Source organism: Pseudomonas sp. GW823-FHT05G12, from assembly GCF_058795575.1.
This window is the reverse complement of record NZ_CM179501.1, coordinates 2,282,358-2,308,583: the sequence shown is the minus strand read 5'-3', so window position 1 is coordinate 2,308,583 and position 26,226 is coordinate 2,282,358. Positions and strand designations below refer to the sequence as shown.

The 26,226-nt window shown below is 56.0% G+C and carries 23 protein-coding genes and 5 pseudogenes; 10 read left to right on the top strand and 18 right to left on the bottom strand.

Annotated elements, in window-relative coordinates:
- Window positions 1–65 precede the first annotated feature (65 nt).
- The 8 genes and pseudogenes from AC3RCM_RS10525 to AC3RCM_RS10490 all read right to left on the bottom strand — a co-directional run bounded on the left by AC3RCM_RS10525 (window position 66) and on the right by AC3RCM_RS10490 (window position 9,197).
- Window positions 66–791 (bottom strand): type 1 glutamine amidotransferase, encoded by a 726-nt coding sequence (locus tag AC3RCM_RS10525; protein ID WP_492629579.1) that lies wholly within the window; start codon window positions 789–791, stop codon window positions 66–68.
- A 262-nt stretch (window positions 792–1,053) separates the two neighbouring features.
- A complete protein-coding gene (gene glyA, locus AC3RCM_RS10520; RefSeq protein ID WP_492629578.1) occupies window positions 1,054–2,298 on the bottom strand; it encodes a serine hydroxymethyltransferase in 1,245 nt (414 codons plus the stop codon).
- 657 nt (window positions 2,299–2,955) lie between these two features.
- Window positions 2,956–4,054 (bottom strand): annotated as a pseudogene (gene serC / locus AC3RCM_RS10515) (3-phosphoserine/phosphohydroxythreonine transaminase).
- Between the two features lie 62 nt (window positions 4,055–4,116).
- The gene (locus AC3RCM_RS10510; RefSeq protein WP_492629683.1) at window positions 4,117–4,251 is read right to left on the bottom strand and encodes a DUF2474 domain-containing protein; all 135 of its coding nucleotides are present in this window, start codon (window positions 4,249–4,251) and stop codon (window positions 4,117–4,119) included.
- Between the two features lie 21 nt (window positions 4,252–4,272).
- A complete protein-coding gene (gene cydB, locus AC3RCM_RS10505; RefSeq protein WP_492629577.1) occupies window positions 4,273–5,280 on the bottom strand; it encodes a cytochrome d ubiquinol oxidase subunit II in 1,008 nt (335 codons plus the stop codon).
- Window positions 5,281–5,294: 14 nt separating this feature from the next.
- Window positions 5,295–6,716 (bottom strand): cytochrome ubiquinol oxidase subunit I, encoded by a 1,422-nt coding sequence (locus AC3RCM_RS10500; protein WP_492629576.1) that lies wholly within the window; start codon window positions 6,714–6,716, stop codon window positions 5,295–5,297.
- Window positions 6,716–7,195, bottom strand: coding sequence for a DUF934 domain-containing protein (locus AC3RCM_RS10495; RefSeq protein ID WP_492629575.1), 480 nt, complete (start codon window positions 7,193–7,195; stop codon window positions 6,716–6,718). The genes AC3RCM_RS10500 and AC3RCM_RS10495 overlap by 1 nt, the downstream gene beginning before the upstream one ends.
- The gene (locus AC3RCM_RS10490) at window positions 7,185–9,197 is read right to left on the bottom strand and encodes a DUF2849 domain-containing protein (RefSeq protein WP_492629574.1); all 2,013 of its coding nucleotides are present in this window, start codon (window positions 9,195–9,197) and stop codon (window positions 7,185–7,187) included. Before AC3RCM_RS10490 ends, AC3RCM_RS10495 begins: the two co-directional genes overlap by 11 nt.
- Window positions 9,198–9,363: 166 nt before the next feature.
- On the opposite strand from AC3RCM_RS10490, the gene AC3RCM_RS10485 reads away from it, so the two are divergent.
- The 3 genes from AC3RCM_RS10485 (at window position 9,364) to AC3RCM_RS10475 (ending at window position 12,476) form a co-directional block, all read left to right on the top strand.
- Entirely contained in the window at window positions 9,364–10,770 is a 1,407-nt protein-coding gene (locus tag AC3RCM_RS10485; protein ID WP_492629573.1) for an aminotransferase-like domain-containing protein, read from the top strand.
- Window positions 10,771–11,183: 413 nt separating this feature from the next.
- On the top strand, window positions 11,184–11,429 hold the full coding sequence (locus tag AC3RCM_RS10480; protein ID WP_492629572.1) for a DUF2790 domain-containing protein: 246 nt from the start codon (window positions 11,184–11,186) through the stop codon (window positions 11,427–11,429).
- Between the two features lie 30 nt (window positions 11,430–11,459).
- Complete coding sequence (locus AC3RCM_RS10475) at window positions 11,460–12,476, top strand: alpha/beta hydrolase (RefSeq protein ID WP_492629571.1); 1,017 nt, start codon at window positions 11,460–11,462, stop codon at window positions 12,474–12,476.
- A gap of 502 nt (window positions 12,477–12,978) precedes the next feature.
- On the opposite strand, the gene AC3RCM_RS10470 is transcribed toward AC3RCM_RS10475, so the two are convergent.
- Window positions 12,979–13,566 (bottom strand): amino acid synthesis family protein, encoded by a 588-nt coding sequence (locus AC3RCM_RS10470; RefSeq protein ID WP_492629570.1) that lies wholly within the window; start codon window positions 13,564–13,566, stop codon window positions 12,979–12,981.
- 653 nt (window positions 13,567–14,219) lie between these two features.
- On the opposite strand from AC3RCM_RS10470, the gene AC3RCM_RS10465 reads away from it, so the two are divergent.
- Window positions 14,220–14,366: a hypothetical protein gene (locus tag AC3RCM_RS10465; RefSeq protein WP_492629569.1), complete on the top strand. Its 147-nt coding sequence runs from the start codon at window positions 14,220–14,222 to the stop codon at window positions 14,364–14,366.
- A gap of 117 nt (window positions 14,367–14,483) precedes the next feature.
- Here the strand turns inward: AC3RCM_RS10465 and AC3RCM_RS10460 are convergent.
- A pseudogene (locus AC3RCM_RS10460) lies at window positions 14,484–15,105 on the bottom strand (tyrosine-type recombinase/integrase).
- Window positions 15,106–15,587: 482 nt separating this feature from the next.
- Here AC3RCM_RS10460 and AC3RCM_RS10455 point away from each other — a divergent pair.
- A complete protein-coding gene (locus tag AC3RCM_RS10455; protein WP_064493024.1) occupies window positions 15,588–16,571 on the top strand; it encodes an LLM class oxidoreductase in 984 nt (327 codons plus the stop codon).
- Between the two features lie 415 nt (window positions 16,572–16,986).
- Here AC3RCM_RS10455 and AC3RCM_RS10450 read toward each other — a convergent pair whose 3' ends face one another.
- The 4 genes from AC3RCM_RS10450 to AC3RCM_RS10435 all read right to left on the bottom strand — a co-directional run bounded on the left by AC3RCM_RS10450 (window position 16,987) and on the right by AC3RCM_RS10435 (window position 19,810).
- Window positions 16,987–17,289 carry a putative quinol monooxygenase gene (locus tag AC3RCM_RS10450; RefSeq protein ID WP_019751021.1) on the bottom strand — a complete coding sequence of 101 codons (303 nt, stop codon included), beginning with the start codon at window positions 17,287–17,289 and terminating at the stop codon, window positions 16,987–16,989.
- 228 nt (window positions 17,290–17,517) lie between these two features.
- On the bottom strand, window positions 17,518–18,618 hold the full coding sequence (locus AC3RCM_RS10445) for a low temperature requirement protein A (protein WP_492629568.1): 1,101 nt from the start codon (window positions 18,616–18,618) through the stop codon (window positions 17,518–17,520).
- A 98-nt stretch (window positions 18,619–18,716) separates the two neighbouring features.
- Entirely contained in the window at window positions 18,717–19,256 is a 540-nt protein-coding gene (locus AC3RCM_RS10440) for a DsbA family protein (RefSeq protein ID WP_019751019.1), read from the bottom strand.
- 11 nt (window positions 19,257–19,267) lie between these two features.
- Complete coding sequence (locus AC3RCM_RS10435) at window positions 19,268–19,810, bottom strand: redoxin domain-containing protein (RefSeq protein ID WP_019751018.1); 543 nt, start codon at window positions 19,808–19,810, stop codon at window positions 19,268–19,270.
- Window positions 19,811–20,320: 510 nt separating this feature from the next.
- Between AC3RCM_RS10435 and AC3RCM_RS10430 the strand changes: the two are divergent.
- A pseudogene (locus AC3RCM_RS10430) lies at window positions 20,321–20,491 on the top strand (FAD-dependent oxidoreductase); the annotation flags it as partial.
- Window positions 20,492–20,782: 291 nt separating this feature from the next.
- Here the strand turns inward: AC3RCM_RS10430 and AC3RCM_RS10425 are convergent.
- A complete protein-coding gene (locus tag AC3RCM_RS10425) occupies window positions 20,783–21,214 on the bottom strand; it encodes a GFA family protein (RefSeq protein ID WP_012051932.1) in 432 nt (143 codons plus the stop codon).
- Window positions 21,215–21,255: 41 nt separating this feature from the next.
- Between AC3RCM_RS10425 and AC3RCM_RS10420 the strand changes: the two genes are divergently transcribed.
- On the top strand, window positions 21,256–22,212 hold the full coding sequence (locus AC3RCM_RS10420; protein WP_104886208.1) for a LysR family transcriptional regulator: 957 nt from the start codon (window positions 21,256–21,258) through the stop codon (window positions 22,210–22,212).
- Window positions 22,213–22,302: 90 nt separating this feature from the next.
- On the opposite strand, the pseudogene AC3RCM_RS10415 reads toward AC3RCM_RS10420, so the two are convergent.
- Window positions 22,303–22,650: pseudogene (locus AC3RCM_RS10415) on the bottom strand (tyrosine-type recombinase/integrase); the annotation flags it as partial.
- 40 nt (window positions 22,651–22,690) lie between these two features.
- On the opposite strand from AC3RCM_RS10415, the gene AC3RCM_RS10410 reads away from it, so the two are divergent.
- Window positions 22,691–23,707: an IS30 family transposase gene (locus AC3RCM_RS10410; protein WP_008435491.1), complete on the top strand. Its 1,017-nt coding sequence runs from the start codon at window positions 22,691–22,693 to the stop codon at window positions 23,705–23,707.
- Between the two features lie 58 nt (window positions 23,708–23,765).
- On the opposite strand, the pseudogene AC3RCM_RS10405 reads toward AC3RCM_RS10410, so the two are convergent.
- Window positions 23,766–23,921 (bottom strand): annotated as a pseudogene (locus AC3RCM_RS10405) (DNA polymerase V subunit UmuC); the annotation flags it as partial.
- On the opposite strand from AC3RCM_RS10405, the gene AC3RCM_RS10400 reads away from it, so the two are divergent.
- Window positions 23,921–24,253, top strand: coding sequence for a tyrosine-type recombinase/integrase (locus AC3RCM_RS10400; protein ID WP_081273289.1), 333 nt, complete (start codon window positions 23,921–23,923; stop codon window positions 24,251–24,253). The pseudogene AC3RCM_RS10405 and the gene AC3RCM_RS10400 overlap by 1 nt on opposite strands.
- Window positions 24,254–24,446: 193 nt before the next feature.
- The gene (gene pbpG, locus AC3RCM_RS10395; protein ID WP_010954624.1) at window positions 24,447–25,373 is read left to right on the top strand and encodes a D-alanyl-D-alanine endopeptidase; all 927 of its coding nucleotides are present in this window, start codon (window positions 24,447–24,449) and stop codon (window positions 25,371–25,373) included.
- A gap of 266 nt (window positions 25,374–25,639) precedes the next feature.
- Here pbpG and AC3RCM_RS10390 read toward each other — a convergent pair whose 3' ends face one another.
- On the bottom strand, window positions 25,640–26,086 hold the full coding sequence (locus AC3RCM_RS10390) for a hypothetical protein (RefSeq protein WP_020192949.1): 447 nt from the start codon (window positions 26,084–26,086) through the stop codon (window positions 25,640–25,642).
- Window positions 26,087–26,226 lie beyond the last annotated feature (140 nt).

Below are 26,226 nucleotides of genomic sequence, written 5' to 3'. Positions count from 1 at the left end.
TACGGGACTGCCTAACAGCATTGCAGGCAGTCGCCGAGGACGGCTGACTCTTCGAAAGGAGCTGCCTAGATGCCGGCGGCGTTGTACTCGGCCACAAGCTTGTCCAAGAAGATGAACAGCATCTGATTCATCTCCTCCCAGTCGTTTCTGCGCAGGGCCTCTGGCTGCTGAACAAAGCGCCGGTCAGTGAGGGTGACTAGTTCCGCTTCCGAGGCTGCGATCAAGAGTTCAACGACTTCTCGCGTGAGCTCCATATGGCACTGGAAACCATAGACCAAATCACCGTACTCGACGATCTGGCGAGGGCAGCCTTCGCTCACCGCAAGAATCTTCGCGTCGGCGGTGAGACCTGGCATGTCATTGTGCCAGTGGCCGACTTCAAGGACGTCGCCGAAGTGAGCGACCTTACTGTTAGATTTCCCCTCGGCCGTCAGGTTGATGGGGTATTTCCCAATTTCTTTTTCTGGGCTGTGCTCAAAACGGGCGCCCAACGTCTCGCCGATAAGCTGAGAGCCAAGGCAGATACCCACGACCGCCTTTTTGGCATTGATGGCTTGAGCGATGAGTCGGCACTCAGCAACCGCATCGAAGTGTGGACACTGTTCTACCGTGGTGGCTGGATCCTGTGGCCCGCCCAGAACCACGAGTAAGTCGAGGTCGTCTGCATTTATTGGCAGAGCCTCATTCGCATAGACACGGGAGTAGCTGGCTACGTACCCCCGCTTCCTGACCCAGTCTTCATAGGCTCCTGGTGCCTCAAACGATTCGTGGACAATGAAGTGGACTCTCATCGTTGGTCTCTCAGTAATGGCGGAATAGGCTAAAAAAAGTGAGGGTATTCGACAAAAATGACTAGCGAGCCCCGACGCTTAGCTTCTTGATAGACACCATCACGGCGGCAGTCGCTGATGACGTGATGAGGTGCCATCAGTTGCGTTTGCTAATCATTGAACTGCGTGACCGGAGCGTGATAGAAACTAGCCCAAGAAAATCCAGGCTGCTTTGCAGGAGGAGTGCCCATAGTCAGGGTTAACTAAGGGCGCTCAGCGTCAATTATTTGTAGACGGGGAACGCCTTGGTCAACACTTGAACCTGTTCCCGTATGCTTGCGACACGTACCTCATCGTCCGGATCGTCCAGTAAATCGGCGATCAAGTGAGCAATCAGACGTGCCTCGGCCTCCTTGAATCCCCGTGTAGTCATCGCTGGCGCCCCCAATCGGATACCGCTGGTAACAAAGGGTTTTTCTGGGTCATTGGGAACCGCGTTTTTGTTCACGGTGATATGCGCCTTCCCTAGGAGGTGCTCTGCCTCTTTACCTGTTAAGCCTCTTGAGCGCAGGTCCAACAGCATAAGGTGACTCTCTGTTCTGCCAGAGACGATTCGCAATCCACGCTCAATCAAGGTCTCGGCCATTACCTTTGCATTGGCCAGTACCTGTGCCGCATAGACTTTGAACTCCGGCTCCAATGCTTCCTTCAGCGCTACCGCCTTGGCGGCAATCACATGCTCCAACGGGCCGCCTTGGATCCCAGGAAAAACGGCAGACTTGATAGCTTTCTCGTATTGCGCCTTGCACATGATCAGACCACCGCGCGGCCCGCGCAGAGACTTGTGCGTGGTTGAGGTCACGAAATCTGCATGCGGGACTGGATTAGGATACACGCCACCGGCGACCAGGCCTGCATAATGGGCGATGTCGACCATGAACATCGCTCCGTTGGTCTTTGCGATTTCAGCCAAACGCTCAAAGTCAATTCGCAACGAGTAAGCCGAAGCGCCAGAAACGATCAGCTTCGGCTTGTGTTGCTCGGCCAAACGCGCGACTTGATCGTAATTAATTTCTTCTTGTTCATTGAGGCCATAGGCGACAAAGTTGTAGAGCTTGCCGGAGCAGTTCACTGGCGAACCATGCGTGAGGTGTCCACCTTCCGCTAAGCTCATCCCGAGAACGGTATCACCTGGTTGGATAGCTGCCATATAGACTGCCTGGTTGGCCTGCGAGCCTGAGTTAGGCTGTACGTTCGCAGCCTCCGCGCCGAAGAGTTCCTTGGTCCGATCGATAGCGATCTGCTCGACAATATCGACGTACTCGCAACCTCCATAGTAGCGCTTGCCGGGATATCCTTCAGCGTACTTATTGGTGAGCTGAGAGCCTTGGGCCTGCATGACCGCCGGGCTGGTGTAGTTCTCCGATGCAATCAATTCGATGTGCTCTTCTTGACGCGTGTTTTCCTGTTGGATGGCAGACCAGAGCTGAGGGTCTGTCTGATCAAGTGTCCGGTTACGATAAAACATGGTAGAAGATCCTTTATTTATGGAACTAATATGTTGGCCGTTGTGAGATGGCATCAACCATCAATTAGGGGGCGGGACCGCGGCAGCTTCTATAGCGCACCTCAACAGACCCATGGCCGGTGTCATTACCACAACCCTCTGGCAATTTAAGTGGTGCTCATGATTCCTGCTCCGAAGTAACGCTTAAAGTAAATTACGGATCAGTACATAGATTCGGTCGTTTAAAGTTACAGGCCTCACGATTCGCACACCTCAATACTCTTCACCAAGCATGAGCAAGCCCTGAGAATTCAACAGGGTTCGATATCCATCATTCGCTAGATGCAGTCGAGAGGCGCTCGCTGTTTTGAACATAAAATAAAGCCGAGCCCAACAACAAAAGTCACAGACGGCGTTGCCTCCGGCATCGATATGGCCGCATACTGGAAAAGTACTCGCCAGCAGCGCAAACGCATAAGATTTCGAATTATATGTTTCGAGCGTCCAGTTTAATAGGTGTACAAGTAACAGGCAGCCTAACGCCTCCAATGCAACTCAAAAAGCCGACTCGCTACCCTCAGTGGCCGTCAGAAATCCAAGGTGGAGTTTGTTGCAAAACACTCCAACTAATGGCTTTCAGCCAGGCGACCTTTCAATCAATATAGACTTTCGAAGAGGTCACCCATGGCGCCGTTGGAAGTCAATCATATACCCAGCTAGCGCTTGCACTGCATCTTCCGATACCGCGTTATAGATTGAAGCACGTATCCCGCCTCTTGCGCGGTGCCCTGTCAGGCCTAGAAAACCAAGTTCTGATGCACCTAACAAAAATTCCTTTTCCAGTCTTTCATCAGCGATCCTGAATGGCACATTCATATGCGATCGATCAGCCGCAAGTACGTCGTTGATATAAAAGTCGTCGCTGTCGATTACCGTATACAAAATCTCTTTCTTACGAAACTTTCGCGCACGCATCGCCTCCAGACCACCTATCGATTTTATCCATTTGAATACCAAGCTTGATGCATACCAGGCAAATGTGACCGGCGTATTGTACATCGATCCGTTCCTGGCCTGTATTTCATAGTTTAAAATCTCAGGGCAGTGTTTGTGCGCACGACCGAATAGGTCTTCACGGACGATAACCAACGTCATGCCACTTGGGCCAATGTTTTTTTGGGCCCCTGCATAGATCAAGCCGAAACGGCTAATATCGAGAGGCCCCGACAGGATGTTGGCCGAAAAATCAGCCACCAAAGGAATATGTTTTTCGACATCGGGTATCCAGTGAAACTCTAGTCCATCAATCGTTTCATTAGCGGTGTAATGGAGATAGGCAGGAGATCTCGATATACGCCAGCTGTCTTCACGAAGTAGACACTTCGAATGAGTAGTACCCCCGACTGCTTCAACGACGTTCACGTCCCCATATGACTTCGCGGCCGATAACGCTTTCGACGCCCAGTACCCTGTGTCGACGTAATCCACGACCCCACCCGTGCCCAGAAGATTCATTGGGACCTGAAAAAACTGCATAGCGCCCCCCCCCTTGAAGGAAGAGCACCTTGTAATTTTCCGGTATCAACAACAGTTCTCGAAGATCGCGCTCCATCTGCCGGGCCATTTCGATGAAGTGCGGTGATCTATGGCTCACCTCCATAACTGACGCGCCCGTATCTCTCCAATTTAGCAACTCACGTCTGACCTGTTCCAAAACTGGCTCCGGGAGCGCCCCGGGACCCGCGCTGAAATTTGGCGACCTGTTCGTGGATGTCATCATCATCACCTCCAACGCTTTGCATACTGATCCGTGCCCCCCGCCAAAGGCGGGGGACGCCATCAACGTGTCATACCTACAACGCTCATGAACATACGCATCACCAAGGCGGCCATGCCGAGGCCAACCACACTGCATGCCCATATCAACAACAGCCAACCAACTCGGGAAAGGGTGGACTGCCAAGAGCGAACCATCTTTGCAGGTTCGTTGCCCATTTAGTGGTACCCCTCGCCTGCCTTGACCTTTCCGCGAAACACGTAATAAGACCAGGCGGAATAACCTAGGATGAATGGAATGATGAACAATGCTCCGACTAGGGCGAAGCCCAGGCTCTGCGGTGGCGCCGCCGCCTCCCAGATAGTCAGGCTTGGTGGCAGTACATATGGCCAGATGCTGATCACCAGCCCGGTGTAGCCAAGAAAGACCAGCACCAGCGACCACACGAAGGGCCCGGCATGGGGCTCTCCCCGCAGCGACTTGAGGATTGCCCAGGTCGCCACCAGTACCAGCACGGGCACCGGTACAAAGAACCAGAAGTTCGGCAGACTGAACCAGCGCTCGAAAATCGCCGGGTGTGTCATGGGCGTCCAGATGCTGACGATCAGCATTGTCGCAACGGTGGACACAGTGATGGGCGACGCAGCACGGATGATGCTCGCCTGTAATGGTCCTTCGGTCTTGAGGATCAACCAAGTAGCGCCCAGCAACCCGTAGGCGACGACCACACCGAGCCCGCAGAACAGGTTGAACGGCGTCAGCCAGCTCATCACGCCGTTTGTGGCTACACCTTCGGCAATCTGGTGCCCTTCAATGAACGCCCCCAGAATCACCCCCTGGAAGAACGCCGCAGCGAACGACCCGGACATGAACGCACGATCCCAGAATGGCTTGTGCGCGTCGTCAGCCTTAAAGCGGAATTCGAACGACACACCTCGCCAGATTAACCCGACCAGCAGGCCAAGCGCTGGAATGTACAGAGCGCTGAGCAAAATGGCATAGACCTTGGGGAAGGCAGCCATCAACCCGGCTCCGCCCAGCACCAGCCAGGTCTCATTGCCGTCCCACACCGGAGCGACGGTGTTGACCATAGTATCGCGATGCTCGCGGCTCCTGATAAAGGGGAACAGGATGCCGATGCCTAAGTCGAAACCATCGGTGATGACATACATCATCACGCCAAAACCGATGATCAGAAACCAGATCAACGGAAGATCAATACCCATGACAGTGTCTCCCGTCAGTCAGAGTGTGGAGTTGAGGAGGAATACAGCGATTCGTCCACCGCCGAGAGCGGGCGTGCTGGTCGCTGGATTACGGCGATTTTGCCGGGGTGAAGGTCATGCGTCTCAGGCCCCTTGCGAACGAGGCGCATCATGTAGGCGATACCGGTACCGAAGATGCCGAGATACATCATCACTAGCACCACTAGGCCGACCGAAAGGGTCATCGCCGAATGGTTCGATACCGCATCCTTGGTCCGCATTACCCCATAAACCACCCACGGCTGACGGCCGATTTCCGTTACGTACCAACCCGCCAACAACGCGAACAAGCCTGATGGCCCCATCCACAGGGCAAAGCGCGCCAGTACCCGCGACTGGTACAACCGTCCACACCAGCGCAGCCAGGCGCCAAAGAGTCCCAGTACGACCATCAGCATCCCTAAGGCCACCATGATCCTAAAGCTCCAGAACAGGATGGTGGCGTTGGGGCGGTCTTCCTTCGGAAAGTCCTTGAGCCCAGGGATCTCTCCATCCAGCGAATGGGTCAGGATCAGACTGGCCAGGCGGGGGATCTCCACCTTATAGTGAGTAGTTTCCGCTTCCATGTCCGGGACCCCGAATAGGATTAACGGCACGCCTTCACCCGCAGTATTGCTCCAGTGTCCCTCCACCGCCGCGATCTTCGCCGGCTGGTGCTTAAGCGTGTTCAGGCCATGGGCGTCGCCGATCAGTACTTGCAACGGCGCAGTGAACAGCATCATCCACAACGCCATCGAGAACATGCGCCTGACTGCCGGGGTACTACGCCCCTTGAGCAGATGCCAAGCGGCCGAGGCTCCTACGAACAAAGCTGTCGACAGCATCGCAGCCGTCACCATGTGCGCCAGACGATAGGGGAACGATGGGTTGAAGATGATGGCGAGCCAATCAACAGGCACCACCACACCGTTGATCACTTCATGCCCCTGAGGTGTCTGCATCCAACTATTTGAGGCCAGGATCCAGGTGGCGGAAATCATCGTACCCAACGCGACCATCACCGTAGCGAAGAAGTGCAGGCCGCGGCCGACCTTATTCCAACCGAACAGCATCACGCCGAGGAAACCGGCTTCCAGGAAGAACGCTGTCAGTACCTCGTAAGTCAATAGTGGGCCGGTAATGCTGCCGGCGAATTGCGAATAGAAACTCCAGTTGGTACCAAACTGATAAGCCATTACCAGACCGGAAACCACCCCCATTGCGAAGTTCACGGCGAAGATCTTCGACCAGAAGTGATAGAGGTCGAGGTAGGCGTTGTCTTTTTTCCACAACCACAATCCTTCCAGCACTGCGAGAAATGCTGCCAGGCCGATGGTGATCGCCGGAAAAATAATGTGGAATGACACGGTGAAACCGAACTGGATACGCGCCAGTTCAAGCGCTGTCAGGCTGAACATCACGATGCCTCGTTGCGTTGGGAAAGGCGCTCCAGCAAGGTGCGCGGCCGGGCATGTCGAAGTGCTGCTGCGGCGTCCTGCCAGCGAACCGCTGGTATGGATGCCGAAACAAGCAAACTGCTGAAACCGCAGTGGAGCAACATGGCGAATTGGTCTGGCAGTAACGGCCCGGTTGCCCGCAGGTCCCCTGTGAACCCGTGGCGCTCGCGCAGTAGGCGTGCGAGCGTAAAGCCTCGCCCATCCCGGGACTTTGGAAACTCGACCACGATCAACGTCAGGTGTCCAAGCAATGGCAGTATTTCTGCCGGATCCTGGTCACCAGCAAGCCAGAGCCCCGGGGCAGGTACGCCGAAACGCATGTGGTAGTCGTCCCATTGGTGCGGGTGAACAACGCTGCTGGCAGCGAAGACGGGGACTTCATCAATACCTAGGTAGTGCCAGGTGTCGGCCCGCGTTTGGCCTTGACGATCAACGAGCATCACGCAGCACCTCCTTGAACGGGTCGATACCTACGCGCCGGTAGGTGTCGAGGAAACGTTCTCCATCCCCGCGCAGCTTTAGATAGATGTCGATGATTCCCTCGACCACTTCAGGCACTTCTTCGTAAGGCACCGAACGCCCCAAGATGGTCCCGACTGCTGCATCTTCCTCGGCGCTGCCGCCTAGGGTGATCTGGTAGTTTTCGCGGCCGGCCTTGTCCAGACCCAGGATGCCGATATGCGCCACATGGTGGTGGGCACAGGCATTGATGCATCCTGAGACGTTGAGCTTGAGCTCGCCAACCTCCTGCTGCCGGGCTGCGTCGAAACGCAAGGCAATTCGCTGGGCGATCGGCACCGAACGGGCGGTGGCCAGGCTGCAGTAGTCCATGCCTGGGCATGCTATGGAGTCGGACAACAAGCCGATGTTACTGGTCGCCAGAGCGACCCGGCGCAAGGCCTGCCACACACTGTACAGGTCGCCCTGGCGGATATGCGGCAGGACCAGGTTCTGCTCGTGAGAGACGCGAATCTCGTTCAGCGAGTAAGCCTCGGCCAGGTCGGCCAGGGTTAGCATTTCCTCGGCACTGATATCACCTGGGATTCCACCCGGCGGTTTCAGCGAGATTACTGCGCTGATGTAGCCACACTGCTTGTGCGGGTGGGTATTGGTGCGCACCCAACTGGCGAACGCCGTGTCGTCTGCAAGCGCGCGCAGGAAGTTCTCACACCGCCCGGGTAGCGCCTCGAAGGCCGGTTGCACGAAGCGGGAATGAATGCCCTGGACAATGGTCGGCTCCAGGTATTGGTGGTCGGCGGGCAGGCTAGCGAACTCTTGCTCGATCATCTCGATGAAGCGGCCGGGCTTGAGCTCACGCACCAGTATCTTGATGCGTGCCTTGTACAGGTTATCGCGCCGCCCCAGAGTGTTGTACACCCGCAGGATGGCCTCGACGTAGCGCAGCAGTTCCCGCTCCGGCAGCCATTCCCGCACCCGGGTGCCGACGATCGGGGTACGCCCCAATCCACCACCGGCATACACCTGGAAGCCGGCTTCACCTTGTGCGTTGCGTTGAGCCAGGATGCCGATGTCATGGAAACGTACGGCGGCGCGGTCTTTGGGGCTGCCGGTGATGGCGATCTTGAACTTGCGCGGCAGGTAGGTGAACTCCGGGTGGTCGGTGGACCACTGGCGCAAGATCTCGGCGTGTATCCGCGGATCGACCACTTCATCGGCTGCGGCACCGGCGAAGTGGTCGGTGGTCACGTTGCGAATGCAGTTGCCGCTGGTCTGGATGCAATGCATGTCAGCGTCGGCCAGCACCGAAAGGATTTCGGGGGTATCGGCCAGGCGCGGCCAGTTGAACTGGATGTTCTGCCGGGTGGTGAAGTGACCGTAGCCTTTATCGTAGGTGCGGGCTACATAAGCCAGCTGGCGCAGCTGCACAGCGCTTAGTGTGCCGTAGGGAATGGCCACCCGCAGCATGTAGCCGTGCAATTGCAGGTACAGGCCATTCATCAGTCGATAAACCTTGAACGCCTCTTCGTCGAGCTCGCCACTTAACCGGCGAGCCACTTGCTGTTCGAACTGACGCGCGCGATCCTTGAGGAACTCACGCTCGAACGGGTCGTACCGGTACACCCCGGCTTGGCCAGCCACCATCGGTACGACGGGGCGCCGGTCGGCGTGCCTGGCAGGGCCGCGTAGGTTCCGGGCCTGTTTGCCTAGGTCGGTCCGCACCGATGGGCCGCGCGCCCGAAGACGTTCACGCAGACTCACCGGTTCAACCACACCGTCGACGATGCGTGCTTGACAAGGAAGCGGGCCAACCACTTCATTGGCTCGGACAGACGCCTCGGCAGCATGGACTGCCGCAGGCAGCGCATCCGGACCGAACAAAGCAGCTTGCTGCAATATCTCCACCCATTGATGCCCAGCATCAAGCCAGACCACAGCGCCATCGTCGAGACGATTTGCACAGATTAGATGGCAGTCATTCATCGATCATCTCCATGACTGGCAAGCCGGAAGCGCTTATCGTTGCAATCCTGAAGCACCGCTCCGGCGACCACCAAGAAAACCATACAAAACAAAATTGTATGGATAAATTGTGTAACGTATGCCATTGTATTGTTTGGTGTATGGATTTACAACTGGAGGAACATTGATGCCTCTCGCTGAAGAGACCCCAAGATCTTTGCAAATACGCTGGACAAGGCCTTTCAAACCAAAGGCGGGCGCGAAATACATACAAATCGCTGAAATGATCTCAGAATCCATACGGTCTGGGATTTTGCAGGAAGGTGACCAGATTCCGCCGCAGCGGACCCTGGCCACCCATTTGGGCGTCGACCTCACGACAATCACCCGTGCTTACACCGAAGCGCGCAACCGCGGCCTGATTGTTTCGTACGGCGGACGCGGTTCTTTCGTCATGGGTGCCGATGACACCGAGCATCAAACCCGGATCGATCTGACCATCAACATCCCGCCACAACCAGCCAACGGCTCGATGGCCCAGCGGGTAAGCGGCGGAATCGAACAATTGCTTGCGCGGAACAGCATCGAAAGCTTGTCGCCCTATCAGGGCGAACCGGCTACCCGCTCGGTACTCCAAGCCGCGCAAGGGTGGTTACGGCCCGCGCTGGGTGACCTGGATAGCCGAGCCCTGTTGGTCTGCTCAGGCTCACAAGCGGCGATTTTCGCTATCCTCAGCGCCCACACTCGGCCAGGTTACACAGTGCTGTGCGATCCGCTGACCTATCCCGGCCTGCTGCTGGCTGCCGAACAACTAAACCTGCGCCTGTGGGCCGTTCCCAGCGACGAGCAAGGCATGTGTCCTGACGCCCTAGAACGGGCATGGCAAGAGTCCGGAGCTCGGCTGCTCTACCTAAATCCCACCTTCCATAATCCGACAGCTCACACCATGCCACTAGCAAGGCGGAGGGAAATAGCCGAGATCGTCTTGCAACGTGATATCACGCTGATCGAGGATGACCCCTATCGCTATCTGATCGACGATGCGCCAGTGCCAATCGCCACCCTGACCGGGGGCGCCAACACTTATTACCTCGCCTCAATGTCCAAATGCTTGTGGCCAAGTCTGCGCACCTCCTTCGTCCTGCCGCCACGCGGCGACGACGGGCAACGCCTGCAATTAAGCTTGCGAGCCTCAAGCATGGGCTGTTCTGCGTTACTGCTGGCGTTGGTCGAGCAATGGATTCGCAGCGGCTGCGCCAAGGAACTCGTGCAGGAAATCCAGCGTGAAGTACGTGCCCGTCAGCAACTGGCGCGAGCGCTTCTGTCCCACCCGTTCCAGGCCCACCCTACCGGCTTGCACCTGTGGCTTCCATTACCCTCCCAGTGGAATCAGGAGCTGTTCACCCACGCACTGAGTGATGAGGGAGTAAGCGTCGCATGCGGGAACTCGTTCAACGTCACGCCGCAGGTTCAGGACGGGATACGCATATCGATCGGGGGGGCCAGTAGCCAAGCAGTACTGGCCAATGCCCTGCGCAGGGTCGAAGCACTACTAAACCAGGAGCGGCGCCGAGGCTCGCGAGCGTTCGTCTGAGTGCTGCAATCGGCCCTGCTACAGGTGCCCCTTGATCACCAACCCAGCAAAATTCTCGACGCAGGTGACCTCGTCTTGAGGACTGAAGCGGAGGTTAACTAACTGTTAGCTTGGTCGCCCCGAGCTAACAGCCACACTGGACCTGGCAATAAGATAGTCACTGCTCAACAGCGACTCGCATAATCTCTCTTACAGGCCTGTTTGGGGTGAGCACAACGAGAAGCGATACATAAGATTGCAATTGTGTCGCAGAAATCACCTCAAGCCAAAACCCTGACCAGTCATGGGAGCTGATGCACTGGCTCAATCGAAACCATAGCGTAAATATATTTTGTGCGCAAAATATTATCGCGCAAGATTTGTCTCAAGAACTAAGCAGTCGCTCATTACTTACGAGACATTGGAGAACGATCATGACCATTCGCAAAACATTCGCCATCGTCACTCTTACGCTCGGCGCCAGTGTTGGCGCTTTTGCACAGACCGCCACTCCGTACCACTACGGAATGGACCTGGACATCGACAAAGTCGTCTCTGTGGATGCCACGCCCAGCAACAGCGGCCAAAACAGCATTGCGACACTGACCTACCGTGACAGCCACGGCAAGGAGCAGAAAGTTAGTTACATCCGTCCGAACACTGCAGCCAACCAGAACTAAACGCCTGCCCACGACCTAGGAGCCCAAACAATGAAACTGTCCCGTACCCTCGCCGCCGGCCTACTCGCTCTGGCTGTCAACAGTGCCTTCGCCGCTGGTAGCCCTGGCGTGGAACACACTACCCAAGGCTTCCTTGAGGCTCTGGCTGCAGGCGGCGGCAAGCCGCTGGAAACCTTGTCGCCGAAAGACGCCCGATCGGTGCTGACCGGTGCCCAGGCGAGCGTGAAGGTCGACTTGTCCGGTATTAAGGTCGAGCGCCGTACCATTCAGGCCGATGGCCAGCCGCTGGAGATCCGAGTGGTGCGGCCAGAGGGCGCTAAGGGTGACCTGCCGGTGTTCATGTTCTTCCATGGCGGTGGCTGGGTGTTGGGCGACTATCCGACCCACGAGCGACTGATTCACGATCTGGTAGTGGGCTCTGGTGCGGCAGCGGTATACGTCGATTACACGCCATCGCCCGAGGCCAAGTTCCCGACAGCGATCAACCAAGCCTACGCCGCCACCCGCTGGGTCTCTGAGCATGGCAAGGAGATCGGTGTCGACGGCAGCCGCCTGGCTGTGGCAGGGAACAGCGTCGGTGGCAACATGGCCGCGGTAGTAGCCATCAAGGCGAAGGAAACTGGAGTTCCGAAGCTGCGCTTCCAGGCGCTGCTGTGGCCCGTGACTGATGCCAACTTCAACAACAGTTCCTACAACCAATTCGCCGAAGGTCACTTCCTGACACGCAACATGATGCAGTGGTTTTGGGACAGCTACACCACTGATCCGAAGCAGCGTGACGACATTCACGCATCGCCGCTGCGGGCAAGTTTGGATCAGTTAAAGGGTTTGCCGCCGGCACTGGTCCAGACTGCTGAAATGGACGTGCTACGTGATGAAGGCGAAGCCTATGCCCGTAAGTTGAACGCTGCTGGTGTACCAGTAACCGCCGTGCGCTACAACGGCATGATTCACGACTTCGGCCTGCTCAACGTCCTCGGCGAAGTGCCTGGTACCCGCAGTGCGATGAACCAAGCCGCACTGGCGATCAAGCAGCACCTCAAGTAATAGCGGCAACCAATACCGGGGCGACCGCTGTCGCCCCGGATTTCTCATTTCGCAAGCTGCCATTGAGCGGTTACCGTCGAGTTCTGAATTGATCACCGCGAGAATACAGCGTGGAAGGTCTGCACGAGAAAATGGTGATGTGTGAGCCCCTAATGCAGCAGGCGATTTAGGGATTAGGGCGGTATCATTATCGGTGTATTTCTCCCCAAGCTTCACAGCTCTGTTGAAGGAAAGGAGTTGGGTTTTGCCTGTGTCCAATGGGAGGCTGCAGTGGGGCCTATCGCACGGATCTGCCGGGCATCCTGGATGATCTGCTCAAACCCAGAACCCCAAGGATGACGCCGAGCTCAGGAAGTAGTTGCGAGCATTCAGGTGCTGACGTCCGTTTTCGGTTCTCCGTCATAGATCGAAACCACGTTGATCGCTTGGCGATAGTTGAGCCCGCGTGCACGGTGGTGGGGCTGTAGTGATGGAAGGGGATCCATCCCCTGGTCTGAGCAACTCAAGCCTTCTCAGCTTCTAACTCTTGGTGATCCAAGTAGCGGTTGCCGATGCGTGGGTGAGCACGCCCGCCGTCAGCTGCGCCGAGCACCACAACGATTTCGTCGGTACGTGGAGCGTCTTCGATCTGCATTTCCAAGGTCAAGTAATGGGAGCGCTGGCCCTCGTCATCTTTGTGCATCATCGGGATCTGGATGGAGGTGCCTGGACCGCCACGTTTGTTGGTGAAACACAGGTAGCTCTTGGCGTCCACGGCGGCGCGGAAATGATTGCCGAATCGCAGGTTGTGAATCACTGCCGACGCATGCTCGATCTCGCCGTCGGCGCCAACCACAGAAGCCTTGCCGTAGGCCTCGATGCACTGTGCGCCATCGATACAGGCACAGAGTTCCTGGACCATGAGAGCGCCCAGCTCCGAGCTGTATGCCCTGATCTCAGGGTAGAGGTCTTCGACAAAGCCTCGGCCAGCCCAGGGATTTTTGATGACGACGGCGAGGCCGACCATGGTGATGGGCTTTTCCAGCATCTTGCCACCCTCGCGGTGAAGCTCTTCGACGTAGCGTACGATTTTTCGAATTTCAAAACCCATCGGTGCTACTCCAGCTGATGATTTAGTGTCTTATGGTATTCCGTAATACCATCAAGAATTAGCATCAGATGGTCATTTTTTGAACAGATCAGATGGAGTCGACAGGCCGGCCGAATGTCGGATCCAGTCTTGCAGAGAAGCGCCCCGTGCTCTCCGCTTGGTTGACTGCCCTAACTACTTCGAGAGTCTGATTTAAGAATAGGCCATCCCGCTAGGTCCAAGTCTGCGATAGACCGCTTCACTAGTATGCACTTCCCCTCTGATCAGCAAAGTATAAGTACCTCATCCTGGTTGGAGCATCCGAGCCAGATCTCTGCCGAGCACGAGGCAATCGCATCAATTTCGATTTTTGCAGCTATTTCGAAAACCTACACAAGCCCAAATTGCCTACCTGATCGAAGCTATAGGCTGCCAAGGTGTTATAAATTGTCGATTGCAGAATACCTGCCAGAGTGACATCACGACCGAATCCTTTGGCGATAGCTGCAGCTGAAGCATTGTTAATCGCCTGTTGGCCCCCAAATCGGCTGACCGCCTCCGCAGAGCTCAGATCGATTACCGTCTTACCGTTAACCTGCTTGGTAAGCGTCATGTCGCCAAGATACGACCCGGTGATAGAAGTTAGCTCAAGGCTCAGCCTAATGGACGTTTACTTGGCCAAAGACGACGATTGGGACGATGTTGCTAGCGACTTCTTCCATCAGCGCTGCGAGACAATGCTGGCGATGCTGACCTCGCTGGCCGGTGATGGGGCGGTCATAATGGAAACGGCTTTGCACGCTCTCACTGGTGAGGACTGAGCCGCTCACACTTCCGTAGACTCTGCGATTGACCGATTCTGGCTGCTAGCTGTACTCCACGAGTGGCAGCAATGGGTCGAATCGCGACGGTCATTCCTCGACCGTCGCTGGACGCTGTCAGACCTCCGTCTGCTCTGCCATCTCCAATGCGTCATCGACTTCAATGCCCAGGTATCGCACCGTGCTTTCAAGCTTTGTATGGCCGAGCAGGAGCTGAACTGGCTCTCAGGTTCTTTGTCCTGCGATAGATCAGCGATGCCTTTGTACGTCTCATCGTGTGGGTGCCGTACATAGCAGGATCTAGCCCAATAGACTTTATCCACGCTTTGACGATTCGGGCGTACTGCCGGGTGGAGAGATGCACTGAGGCGTGTAGCCGGCTTGGGAAAAGACAATCCTCGCTGTGGAGTTGGGCTTGATGTATCCATGCCTGTAGGGCCAGCCGCATTTGCTCTGTAATTTCAAACTGTACGGGACATTGGGTTTTCTGCTGCATCACTATCGCCCGCGATGACACGTGCTCCCCATGAGCAACGTCGCGTACGCGAAGCTTGGTCAGATCGCAGGCTCGTAGCTTGCTATCGATGGCCAGATCGAAAAGGGCTAAATCACGAGTTTCCTCCGCGATTTGGAGCCTTACCCGAATGGCCCAGATATCTTTCAGTCGGAGCGGAGCTTTCTGCCCGACCAATTTTCCTTTGTTCCAAGGCTGATGGCTGCTGGTCGTAATGGCGTTCATGGCTTGTCCTCCATGTGAGGTAAGACAAGGATGGTCAACCCAATCCAGAGGCGCTAACCGACCCATAGCTGCCCTTCGCGAAAGGCAGCTACCGGCCAATAGCGGCCGTTCTGGAATGGCAGGAAACGACCGATAACGGCCTTCGATACGCGACTTTCGCCCGCCAGCGGCTCGATTGTAAGAATATGGCGGAGAGCTGCAAAACCGCCTACGCTTATAGAATGATTCCTCGAACGCCTTGCCCATCTGGTGGTATAGAACCGAGAGATCTGACTTCCTTTGACCGTCCGCTTAACACCCACCCGGACCAACCCGCGCCTATCGCCAGCAACTGCCCCCTGAGTCCGGTCCACACGACCAGCAGTACGGCGCAACGGGTAAAAGCCAGACCCAGTCCCCCCACTGCCGTTCAAAAGCGACCGATGCCGCAGCACCTCTGGAAACGGGGGCGCTGTTCACGTTCTGCCATGAGGTCAATCCGTATGTATCGGCCGAGCACGATTCCTTACCAGAAGCATCGAGGGTTCAGCCGAACCTTCACTCAGGGGCATTTGAGCCTTGGATTATTCTTTCCCATGGAGGCGTTCGACGGGGACACTCCGAGCATGCTCAACCAGGTCACACTGGCTAAACAAGCCGAGGCGCTGGGCTTCTGCGCGCTCTGGTTTCGCGACGTGCCGCTTCGCGACCCTGGCTTCGGCGATGTCGGCCAAGTCTTCGACCCCTGGGTTTACCTGGGTTATATGGCCGCCCATACCTCGGAGATTGCACTTGGCACCGCCTCCATCGCCATCCCGCTGCACCATCCCCTGCACACGGCCAAGGCGTCAGCCAGCTTAGATCAGTTGAGCACTGGTCGCTTGATTCTGGGGGTTGCTTCGGGAGATCGGCCAGTGGAGTTTTCGGCGTTTGGCGTCGATCCAGAAAGGCGTGGAGAGATCTTTCGAGAACACTACGAAGTGATTCGCCGCGCCCACAGCACCAGTTTTGAGCCCATCCACTGGAGCACTGGTGAAATGCAAGGCGCAGACCTGATTCCGAAACCGACCACCCAATTCATTCCAATGCTCGTGACCGGCAACAGTCGCCAGTCACTGGATTGGATCGCGCGTGAGAGCAACGGATGGATCAACTATCCACGCATTCCGAACATGCAGCGGCTGGTCGTGGAAGATTGGCGACTGGAGGTCACGAAACAATGTGGTTCTGTGTATAAGCCCTTTACTCAGTCGCTGTACATCGATCTCGATGAGAATCCGTCAACGCCACCCACACGTATCCATTTGGGGTTCAGACTTGGACGTTACCATCTACGTTTTTTGCTGGAGTCGCTTGAGGAAATCGGCGTGGACCACGTCATTCTCAATCTCAAATACGGCAAGCGCCCTGCGGTGGAAGTTATTGAGGAATTGGGTACGCACATCGTTGCGCAGTTCGGAGTGCAGCCGCGTCAGGCAGCTCATTGAACATCGGTCACTGCTACGCCGACGAATGCTCACTTGACGAAACCATAAGGTGTCACGGCGCGGATGACCTCCGGTTCTATATCAATGATGGAGATCTTCGCGCCATGAGCGACCGGTGCCCGGCAAACAATCTACCCTACCCAGCCTAAACCCGTGATGAGCACGTTGCCTTGCAGATTCTGTGCGGCTTCCACGCCGTCCCTGGACACGATTTGCGCGCGTATCCTTTCACTTATACCGAGCGCGCAAGCATGGCATGAATCCTGGACACGGCACTTTAGCCATGACATTTATCTTCAATACAAGTGTTTTGATTGATCACCGCCCGGAACAGCAGCAGGCCCAAGCTATCCTGATTTTCACAAAATACATCGTGGGCCTCCCAGTACTGACTGGAGCTTCCTATTGGGTTTGCTTAGCCGGCTAGCTTGGCCGCAAGGACGTCAACCTTCTCGATTGATGGCGGTTCGGCAAATAGCTCGGCAGCGTTTGCCATAAGCGCCGCCGCGACCTTGCCCGAAAGATGAGCCTGCCGGCCCGCTTCATCCGGGAATGCGTCAAAGATGCCAAAGGTGGACGGCCCCAAGCGGATTCCAAACCAGGCTGTAGTGGCTGGCTCCTCCTCCACTAACGGAAGGCCACCCAAAAGAAAGCTCTCTACATCCTTTTCTTTCCCGGGTTTTGCTTCTAGGCGAACGAACAACGCTACTTTGACCATGATGTGGCTCCTGTTGTTACGATGCGGCTGGCGCTATCAGATCGCGATAGCTAAGAGGGGCATCCGAGACTCTTAACTATGGTCGACGATACCAGGATTACAAACCCAAATAGACCAAGGGTAGCGGCGAGTAGCGCACGAGCAGTGAGACCGACGTAGTGGGCAGCATGTAACCGCAAGTCAGCCACTTGCTCACTTGGTCCCACCCTCTGGTCTGATAATGATGATTCAACGATATCTGAAATTTAGAAAAACATAAGAGATCATGGTTGCTGTCAGGCCGACCAATATGTACTCGACGCGGGGTAAAAACACGACTAACCCGCCCAAAGAAAACACTATCAACGTGTTTTGTAGGATGTATTTTCTTATTCTACTCACGGCTATGAAATAGCCATATTGCTTACCTAGGAAAAACAAGGCCATGCCGGTGATCGACATAATCTGGAAATCGCGTATCGCAATGTCGTTCAGGATCGCATGCCTAATCAAATTTGCCAGAAGTGCCAGCCCCATAAAAAGAAAAAGGTGCGAGTAGATTAAGGCGTGTCCACTCATACTGCTTTGATGTTTGTTCAGCAAGTAAAAACTATCAAAATAGATCCACCAGATACTGCAAATCATGATAAATCCGGTGATGGCTGCCATCACATTATAATAACCCCATTGAATGTTAGATAAGCCTCCGGAAAGGCTAATAATTGACTCCCCCAATAAGATTAGGGTGAGTAGGCCTATGCGCTCAACCAAGTGCTCTGTGTGTGCTGGCAACGGTTTTAGTTTAGTCCAGAAAAATACAGGAAACAGAATATCAAGAACAATCCCAATATAAGCAACAAGGTAACGCAAGGGCGGGTCAAAAATAACGGATGAAAGGCTAATAACTGCGCTAACTAATAGGGCGAAGCCAAGCCTTGAGGAAAGTTCGCCGCGAGAATCGAGTTTACTAATGGATGAAACATACATAACACTGATGATTGCACGTATACCAAAATAGCAGGCAATAATGAGCGGGTAGTTCACTTCCAAGTCTTCCCCGATCCGTGCCGATAGCACAATGAGCAGGAGCATTATGAATAATGTTGCCAAACGGTGAAGATTGCTGTCTGTATCGAACCTGTTGGAGTAAATCGTGTGACTGGACCAGATCCACCACAACGGCACAAAAAGCAGTAAGAATGTCCATAATTGCTTATGTTCAAAGTGCCCATCATGAACATGTCCGAGAGTGTGCGTAACTTGGCCTATCGTAACAACGAAAGTCAGGTCAAAAAACAACTCTAACCATGTGGCGTGTCGATTTTCTTCATAATACTTCAAAGATTTCATTAGTTGCCGGCTCCGTGCCCACCTCTTTAATGTAAAAGGAAGCTAACGTTGGTTTTTCCTCGGCTCCGATGTGGGTGATGCCAAGCCGATTTGGCTCTCTAGCGATTTCGTCCACGCACTAACAAAAGCTCAATCATCTGACTCATCCCGATGAACTCTGGAACTCCGTCATAGCGAAGCCCGTCAATGTAAAACGCTGGGGTGCCATTCACGCCGCTGCGTACACCGCCATTGAAATCGGCTTGTATTTTGGGAATGTAAGTATCCTCTTGCATTGCAAGATCGAATTCCTCCCTGGAAAGGCCGTGTTTGAGAACGATGGCGCGATACAGCGGCAGGCCCAATCGATCCTGATTTTCGTACAATTCGTCGTGGGCCTCCCAGAATAATCCTCGACTCCCGGCATACTCAGCGGTGACCGCTGCACCCAATGCATGGGGGTGAGCGGTGGTCAGAGGGAAGTTACGGAACACAAACAGCAAGTCATCGCGAAAATGCTGTTGCAGATTCTTGACCATCCAATAAGCTTCACCGCAATAGGGACATTCATAGTCGCCAAATTCGACCAAGGTGACCTTGGCATGCGCACTTCCCTGGCGATGGTCGTTGGCACTTACCGGGACTTTGAGAGTGGCCATCTAATCACCTGTTAATTTTTGGTTGGCGTGCTTTGTGGCGAATTCGCCAAAGCATCCAGCGCATCCAGAATACCGTCCGCACCAGGGTTGATTGCCATCGGGGAGACGTAGCTCCAGGCAACCACCCCGTCCTTGTCAATCACGAACAGCGCACGCTTACAAACCCCGAGCTGGGACTGGTACGCTCCATACTGTCGTGCCACAGCCCCTTTGGGCTCGAAATCGGCCAGCAGGCTGAAGTGAAAATTCCGATCTTTGGCAAAGGCCTGATGACACCAGGCGCTGTCAACCGAGATACCCAGTAGCGCCGCACCGTATTCTCTGAATGTGGGTAGCAGCTGGTTGTACAAAGTCAGTTGGTCACCACACACCGAAGTCCAGTCAGCGGGATAAAACGCCAATATCACGGGATTTCCCTTTAGCTCACGCAGCGACAACTGTTGATCAGGGGTTGCGTGAAGAGTGAAGTCGGGCGCGACAGTGCCGGCCGGCAGCGGCCCCTGAACCAGGTCGCCATTGGTTTTTTGTGCATCATCGAACTCTAAAGTATTCATTGCTTGAACCTTGATAGATGGGTGGTTGGGACGTGCTCAGTGGGATGCGACGTGCCCGGTGGGATAACTCCATCCACCATCAAGGGGTTCAAAAAAAGACAACGCTGCCTCGATCTCAGCCTGAGCCTGAGTGATTTCGGCAGCGAAACGTTCACGTTCCGCATCAAGGAACACAAGAAGATCCGCCGTGTAATCGCGGAATTGGATTAGGCCAGGTTGGCAGGGGAATGGTCAGATTCGCTCTGGCTCACCAATGACTATAGTCGTTGATGACGCTTACCGTAGTAGCTGAACGATTTTTCGCTACCCTCCAGTGCCAACAACACTCACGCGCTTATCTTGCTGCCATTTCAGGCGGCGTTTTAACACGATGATTTTGGCAGCTATTTCGCCACTTCAGACAAATTTACATCTGCTTTCTAGACGACAACTGCTGCCCCTTACGACAAGCAGAAATCGACCAGAGGCAGACACTGAGACCGCCTTCAGGTCTACAGAATGAAGGTTGATATGGGAAATGCTCTGGACAAACGAGTCGTTGTCATTAGTGCCGGCATCGTGGGCGCTTCGCTGGCGTAACACCTAGCTGATAAAGGCGCGAATATCACCTTGGTTGAGGCTGAAGGTATCGCGTCGGGAGTGTTTGGAGATTCACTCGCATGGAGCAACATCCTATACGGATAACGTGACCCCATTGCAGCACTGCGCGGAGCAGCAGTCAAAAATGCGGCTCGCGCAGCGATGGTGCTGTACCTAACGAATAGTCGAGATCGGTCTTCGGGAAGCTGAGCGGTAGACTTTGCGAATATTGTCACTGACCGCTTTTGGCCGTTAGCTGCCCTCCGCCAAGGGCAGCTATTGGGTCGAAAGCTGCCGGTCGCGCCTAACCGCTATCGACCCAAAGCGGACGTAGTCAACCCTGATAATTTGCCGCTCGGCGAGCGACATCTTCACTTATGGAAGAGCAAGCTCTTACCCTAATGCGGCGGCAAATGCTTCTGGCGTGGGGCTCTCCTGCCATTGTGCGATTGCTCCCGGCAGCACCAGCCATGGCTGCTTGCGCCGAGTCCAGATATGCGCAACCGGCTCGAAGCGCTCAGCCCCTTCCAGGATGCCGGCCCGTACCACTCGCATGCCGGGTGCTGCCGTCGTCTCGTTGAACAGCCGGGTATGACATGTACCGCAGGCATGTTGGGTAGACGTTTGACCTTGGTGTTCATGCTCAAAGATCGCCGTTTCGCCAGACACCTGAACAGCCGAAGCCGCGCTCAGCATGTGCAGACCAAACGCACTGCCGCTCCAGCGCTGGCAGTTCAAACAGTGGCAGGCATACAGCGGCGGCAATTGCCGCGCCACGATCTCAAGGGTGACTTGCCCACATCGGCACTGACCGGTGATTCTCATGCGTTAGTTCCTTACAATGACGCCCGGAAAAATGTGGGCGAATGATCGCTTTTCACGGGCTCGGGCAGAAGATCAAATTAGGAGCAACTGTTGGCCAAGAATGTATGAGCGGTATTGAATGGGAAAGCCAGCGTGTATTTCTCGCCGTGTTGCGCTCTGGTAGCCTGAGCGGCGCGGCGAAGCTGCTGGGTATCGCCCAGGCCACTGCGCGCCGGCGCCTCGACTGTCTTGAACACGCTCTCGGTGTGAGTCTGTTCACCCGCACACCTCAAGGACTGACGCCTACTGCCGGAGCGCAGCGCCTGATCGAACATGTGGAGGCCATGGATCTGGCCGCGCAAACCTTCAACCGCATGGCCAGCTCTGAAGCGTCGATGGATCACGGTACAGTCCGGCTGACCTGTGGCGAGTTGCTTGGCGTCGAAGTCTTGCCCGACCTGCTGCGCCCTTTCCATTACGAACACGTCGGACTCAAACTTGAGCTGAGCATAAGCGATGCCCTTGAAGACATCGCCAGGCTGCAATCGGATATTGCGGTGCGGCTGATGCGGCCCAATGAAGCGGATATCACGGTGCGGCGTGTCGGCAGTTTGCAGATTGGCATCCATGCCAGTGCCGGGTGCCTGGAGCGCTACGGTAACCCAACCTCCCTGCTGTCGCTGCGCCAGCGACCGCTGATCGGGCCAGACAGACGCTCAGCGGATTTGCGTCGGTATATCGACTCTGGTCTGTGCGATGCCGACCAGCATTTCGCCATTGCCTCTGATCATCACCTTGCTCAGCTGGCCGCTCTGAGAGCGGGCTTAGGCTTCGGGCTCTGCCCGACTCAAATCGCAAAATCGCACGGACTGGTACATGTGCTACCACACGATTTTGGCTTTGAGGTTGAGGTGTGGATCGCAATGCACAATGACCTGCGCAAAATTAACAGGATCGCTCAGGCGTTCGAGGTTCTTGGAGAGCAGTTACATCAGTATCTATGCTTAGCCGATCAGTGAGCAGCGTAGGTCGTGGCATCCACTGCTTTGTCTAAACGGCTGCAATGGGTCGAATCGCGACGGTCATACCTCGACCGTCGCTGGACGCTGTCAGACCTCCGTCTGCTCTGCCATCTCCAATGCGTCATCGACTTCAATGCCCAGGTATCGCACCGTGCTTTCAAGCTTTGTATGGCCGAGCAGGAGCTGAACTGCTCTCAAGTTCTTTGTCCTGCGATAGATCAGCGATGCCTTTGTACGTCTCATCGTGTGGGTGCCGTACATAGCAGGATCTAGCCCAATAGACTTTATCCACGCTTTGACGATTCGGGCGTACTGCCGGGTGGAGAGATGCACTGAGGCGTGTAGCCGGCTTGGGAAAAGACAATCCTCGCTGTGGAGTTGGGCTTGATGTATCCAGGCCTGTAGGGCCAGCCGCATTTGCTCGGCGGCGGCAAAAACTGAGTGCAACACCTGACCTTTCCGGTAGGGTGTTGCCATGTCTTATCACGAACTCAGCGTTGAAGAACGCTCCGATATCCAGGTCAGTCTGCTGCGTGGCATGAGCCAGCGCGCCATTGCCCGAATGCTCAACCGCAGCCCCTCAACGATCAGTCGCGAGATCCGTCGCAATCGTGATGCCCGGGGTGAGTACACCACCCAGCATGCCCAACAAGCCATGCGCGATCGTCGATTGCCCTGCCGGCCCCGGCAAAAGCTGGTGCCCGGCAACGAATTGTTCGAGCTGGTCGCCCACCTGCTGCGACAGCGCTTTTCTCCCGAGCAGATTGCCGGCAAGCTGCGAACCATGAAATCCCCAAGCTTCGAAGACGCCTACGTCTGCCGCGAGACGATCTACAACGCGATCTATGCCCTGCCGGTCGGCGAACTGCGCAAGGAGCTGATCATCTGCCTGCGGCAAGGCAAAACCTCCCGCCGTCCGCGTTCTGGCGGCGTAGATCGCCGTGGCCAGATCCCGGACATGGTCAGCATCCATGTGCGTCCGCCGGAGATCGAGGATCGCGTGATGCCGGGACATTGGGAGGGCGACTTGATCAAGGGCAAAGCCAACGCATCGGCCGTGGGTACGCTAGTCGAACGCACCAGCGGCTACCTGATGCTGGTGAAGATGCAAGACGCGACGGCGACCTCGGCCGTGGAAGGCTTCAGTTCGGCGCTGAACCATATGCCGCTGGCGGCCCGCAAGAGCATGACCTACGACCAAGGGCGGGAGATGGCGCGTCACGCGGAAATCACCCAGAAGACCGGGGTGGCAATTTACTTCTGCGACCCGCACAGCCCCTGGCAGCGCGGCAGCAATGAGAACATCAACGGACTGATCCGCCAGTACCTGCCCAAGGGCACGGATCTGTCGGTGTGCAGCCAAGAGCAGTTGGATGCGATTGCCTACGAGTTGAACATCCGACCGCGTAAGCGCTTCGGTTTCAAGTGCCCCATCGAGGTCATGACCGAGCTGATGGCCAAGCATCACGAGGCTCCCGCCTCAATCCAGTAACTGTGTTGCACTCAGCTCCTGCAACCGCCGGCAGATGTAGGTCGAATGCAGCCACTCATTGCTTGAGCGCAAACAAGTCCTCTGCCAACTCACCGGGTTGCCGCAAGTCCATCAGCAGCACCTCTGCCTTGCTGTACCGAAAACCGGGCCTGAAGATACGGTCGACCGCCTCTGAGGCAAATCGGGTCATCAGCAGCGTGTCGCAGGGTGGGTATGCGCACAGGCGAGATTATGTCGCTGCGCTGGGATGAGGTCGACGTCGAGAAAAAGACGGCTCACATCTGCCGGATCGTGGTTGAAAAGCAGGCAGTCGAGCGGACCAAGACGAAATACACCCGCACCGTAATGTTGAACAGCCGGGCTCTTGGCGCACTGGCAAGGGCCAGAGAGATCGCGCAATACCGCTCGAAGCAGAAGCGCCGCGTCTCGACGGAGTCGCCATTCATCTTCCAACCTTCTGGCTCGTCACCACGAATCCAGCGTTCATTGCTTGGCAGCTTGGGCGCTCGGTGCAGGTGCTTCTCTCGACCTACGCCAAGTGGTTGAATTCTGCCAACGATTGGACGGAACTGGCGAAGCTGGAAAAGAACGTAATGGGTACAGGATTAAATATCGTTCACCTTGCGCCCTTTAGTCATAAGGCATTCGACAGCAATTCAGCCATACTCCAAAATGCATCGGTTTTAGGGGGAAAACCCTTGCACAGCCAACGACATACCAACTTTTAGTGAGCCTCAACGTGAAAACATCCCTGTCCATCCTCAGCCTGCTGCTGTTGCTCACAGGTACCGCGACCCTTCCGTCGACTGCTGCTGCACAACCCCCGGCCCAGGTTCAACGTGACCCATCCAAACTGCATCTGGCTTCGGGCAGCGCTCTGCTGATAGACCTGAACAGCAACCAGGAGCTGTATTCAAGCCATGCCGACCGCGTGGTGCCGATCGCTTCGGTGACCAAACTGATGACGGCGATGGTGGTACTGGATGCCAAGCTGCCCATGGATGAAATGCTCACCATGACCATTGCCAACAACCCGGAAATGAAAGGTGTGTACTCGCGCGTGCGCCTGGGCAGCCAGCTGGACCGCCGCGAAACCCTGCTGATTACCCTGATGTCGTCGGAAAACCGTGCGGCCAACAGCCTGGCCAACGCCTACCCCGGCGGCTATCCGGCGTTCATCAAGGCAATGAATGCCAAAGCCCGCAGCCTGGGAATGGCCCATACCCGCTATGTTGAGCCGACCGGCCTGTCGACGCAGAACGTATCCACTGCCCGCGACCTGGCCAAGCTGCTGATGGCCTCGCGCAAGTACCCCATGCTGAGCGAGCTGTCGACCACCCGCGAAAAGACCGTCGCCTTCCGCAAGCCCAACTACACCCTGGGCTTCCGTAACACCGACCACCTGGTGAACAAAAGCAACTGGGATATCAAGCTGACCAAGACCGGCTTCACCAACGAGGCCGGGCACTGCCTGGTACTGCTGACCCGCATGGACAACCGCCCGGTGGCCATGGTCATTCTCGATGCCTTTGGCAAGTACACCCACTTCGCCGATGCCAGCCGCATGCGTCAATGGCTGGAAACCGGTAGCGCCAAGCCGGCACCGGCGGTGGCCATGCAATACAAGGCCGACCGGCAGAACAAGGGGCGGTTGGCGGCCGAATGACCGCCATTTCCTGGAACGTGCGGGCTTGTTGGCGAAACAGACCACGCGGTGGATAGCACGGGCTTCGCCCGTGTTCGCGGGTAAACCCGCTCCTACACGACGGCCTGCGCCCAATCACCAATGTGTGTCCACCCTCGATAGGTGTAGGAGCGGGTTTACCCGCGAATACGGTCGCGGCGGCAACCGTGAACGGCGGGTGGAAATTGGCCAGCAGGGCGGCCCATTCGCGGGTAAACCCGCTCCTACAGCGGCCTGTGCATGTCCAATCAGGCCGTAGCGCTGACCATACCGCCCGCACTGCTGCCGCCCTCTTGCTGCAACAGCTCCAGCAACTGCGCCGTGGCCGCCATGATCTGCCCGTTGAGGGTGGCAATGCTCGCCTGCTTGGCACCTATCGCTGCCGCCTTGGCAGCCTCGTCCATCTTGCTGTTCTGCAATGCCGCCAATTGTTTCTGCTCTTCTGCCAGTTGCTTCTGCAGATCCTTGATCAACTGACGCAGCTCGCTCACAGCCCCCGATTCGCCACTGCCTTCAGCGTCGGTGGATTGCGCCTGGCTACCCACCGACACCTTCATGCTGTCACTGCTGACGCTCAACGGCCCCACCGCCTCACCGGCCTGTTTCGCCTGTTCACGCTCGGTTGCTGCGTTCGCGCTCAGCGTCTGCGCTGAAACACCATTGATCATCAGGTTGCTTGCCGTGATGCCGCTCATGTCGATTCCCTGCCTGAAAGATTGGTCCTTGCCGTAACCAACACATCGGCCGCCTCACGCTGTTCTTTAGCCCGCTTAAATTCCCCCTCGGCTGGCTCGTTCCAACTCATGTACTTGCGCAGGAGCCGGAGCCCCGGCGG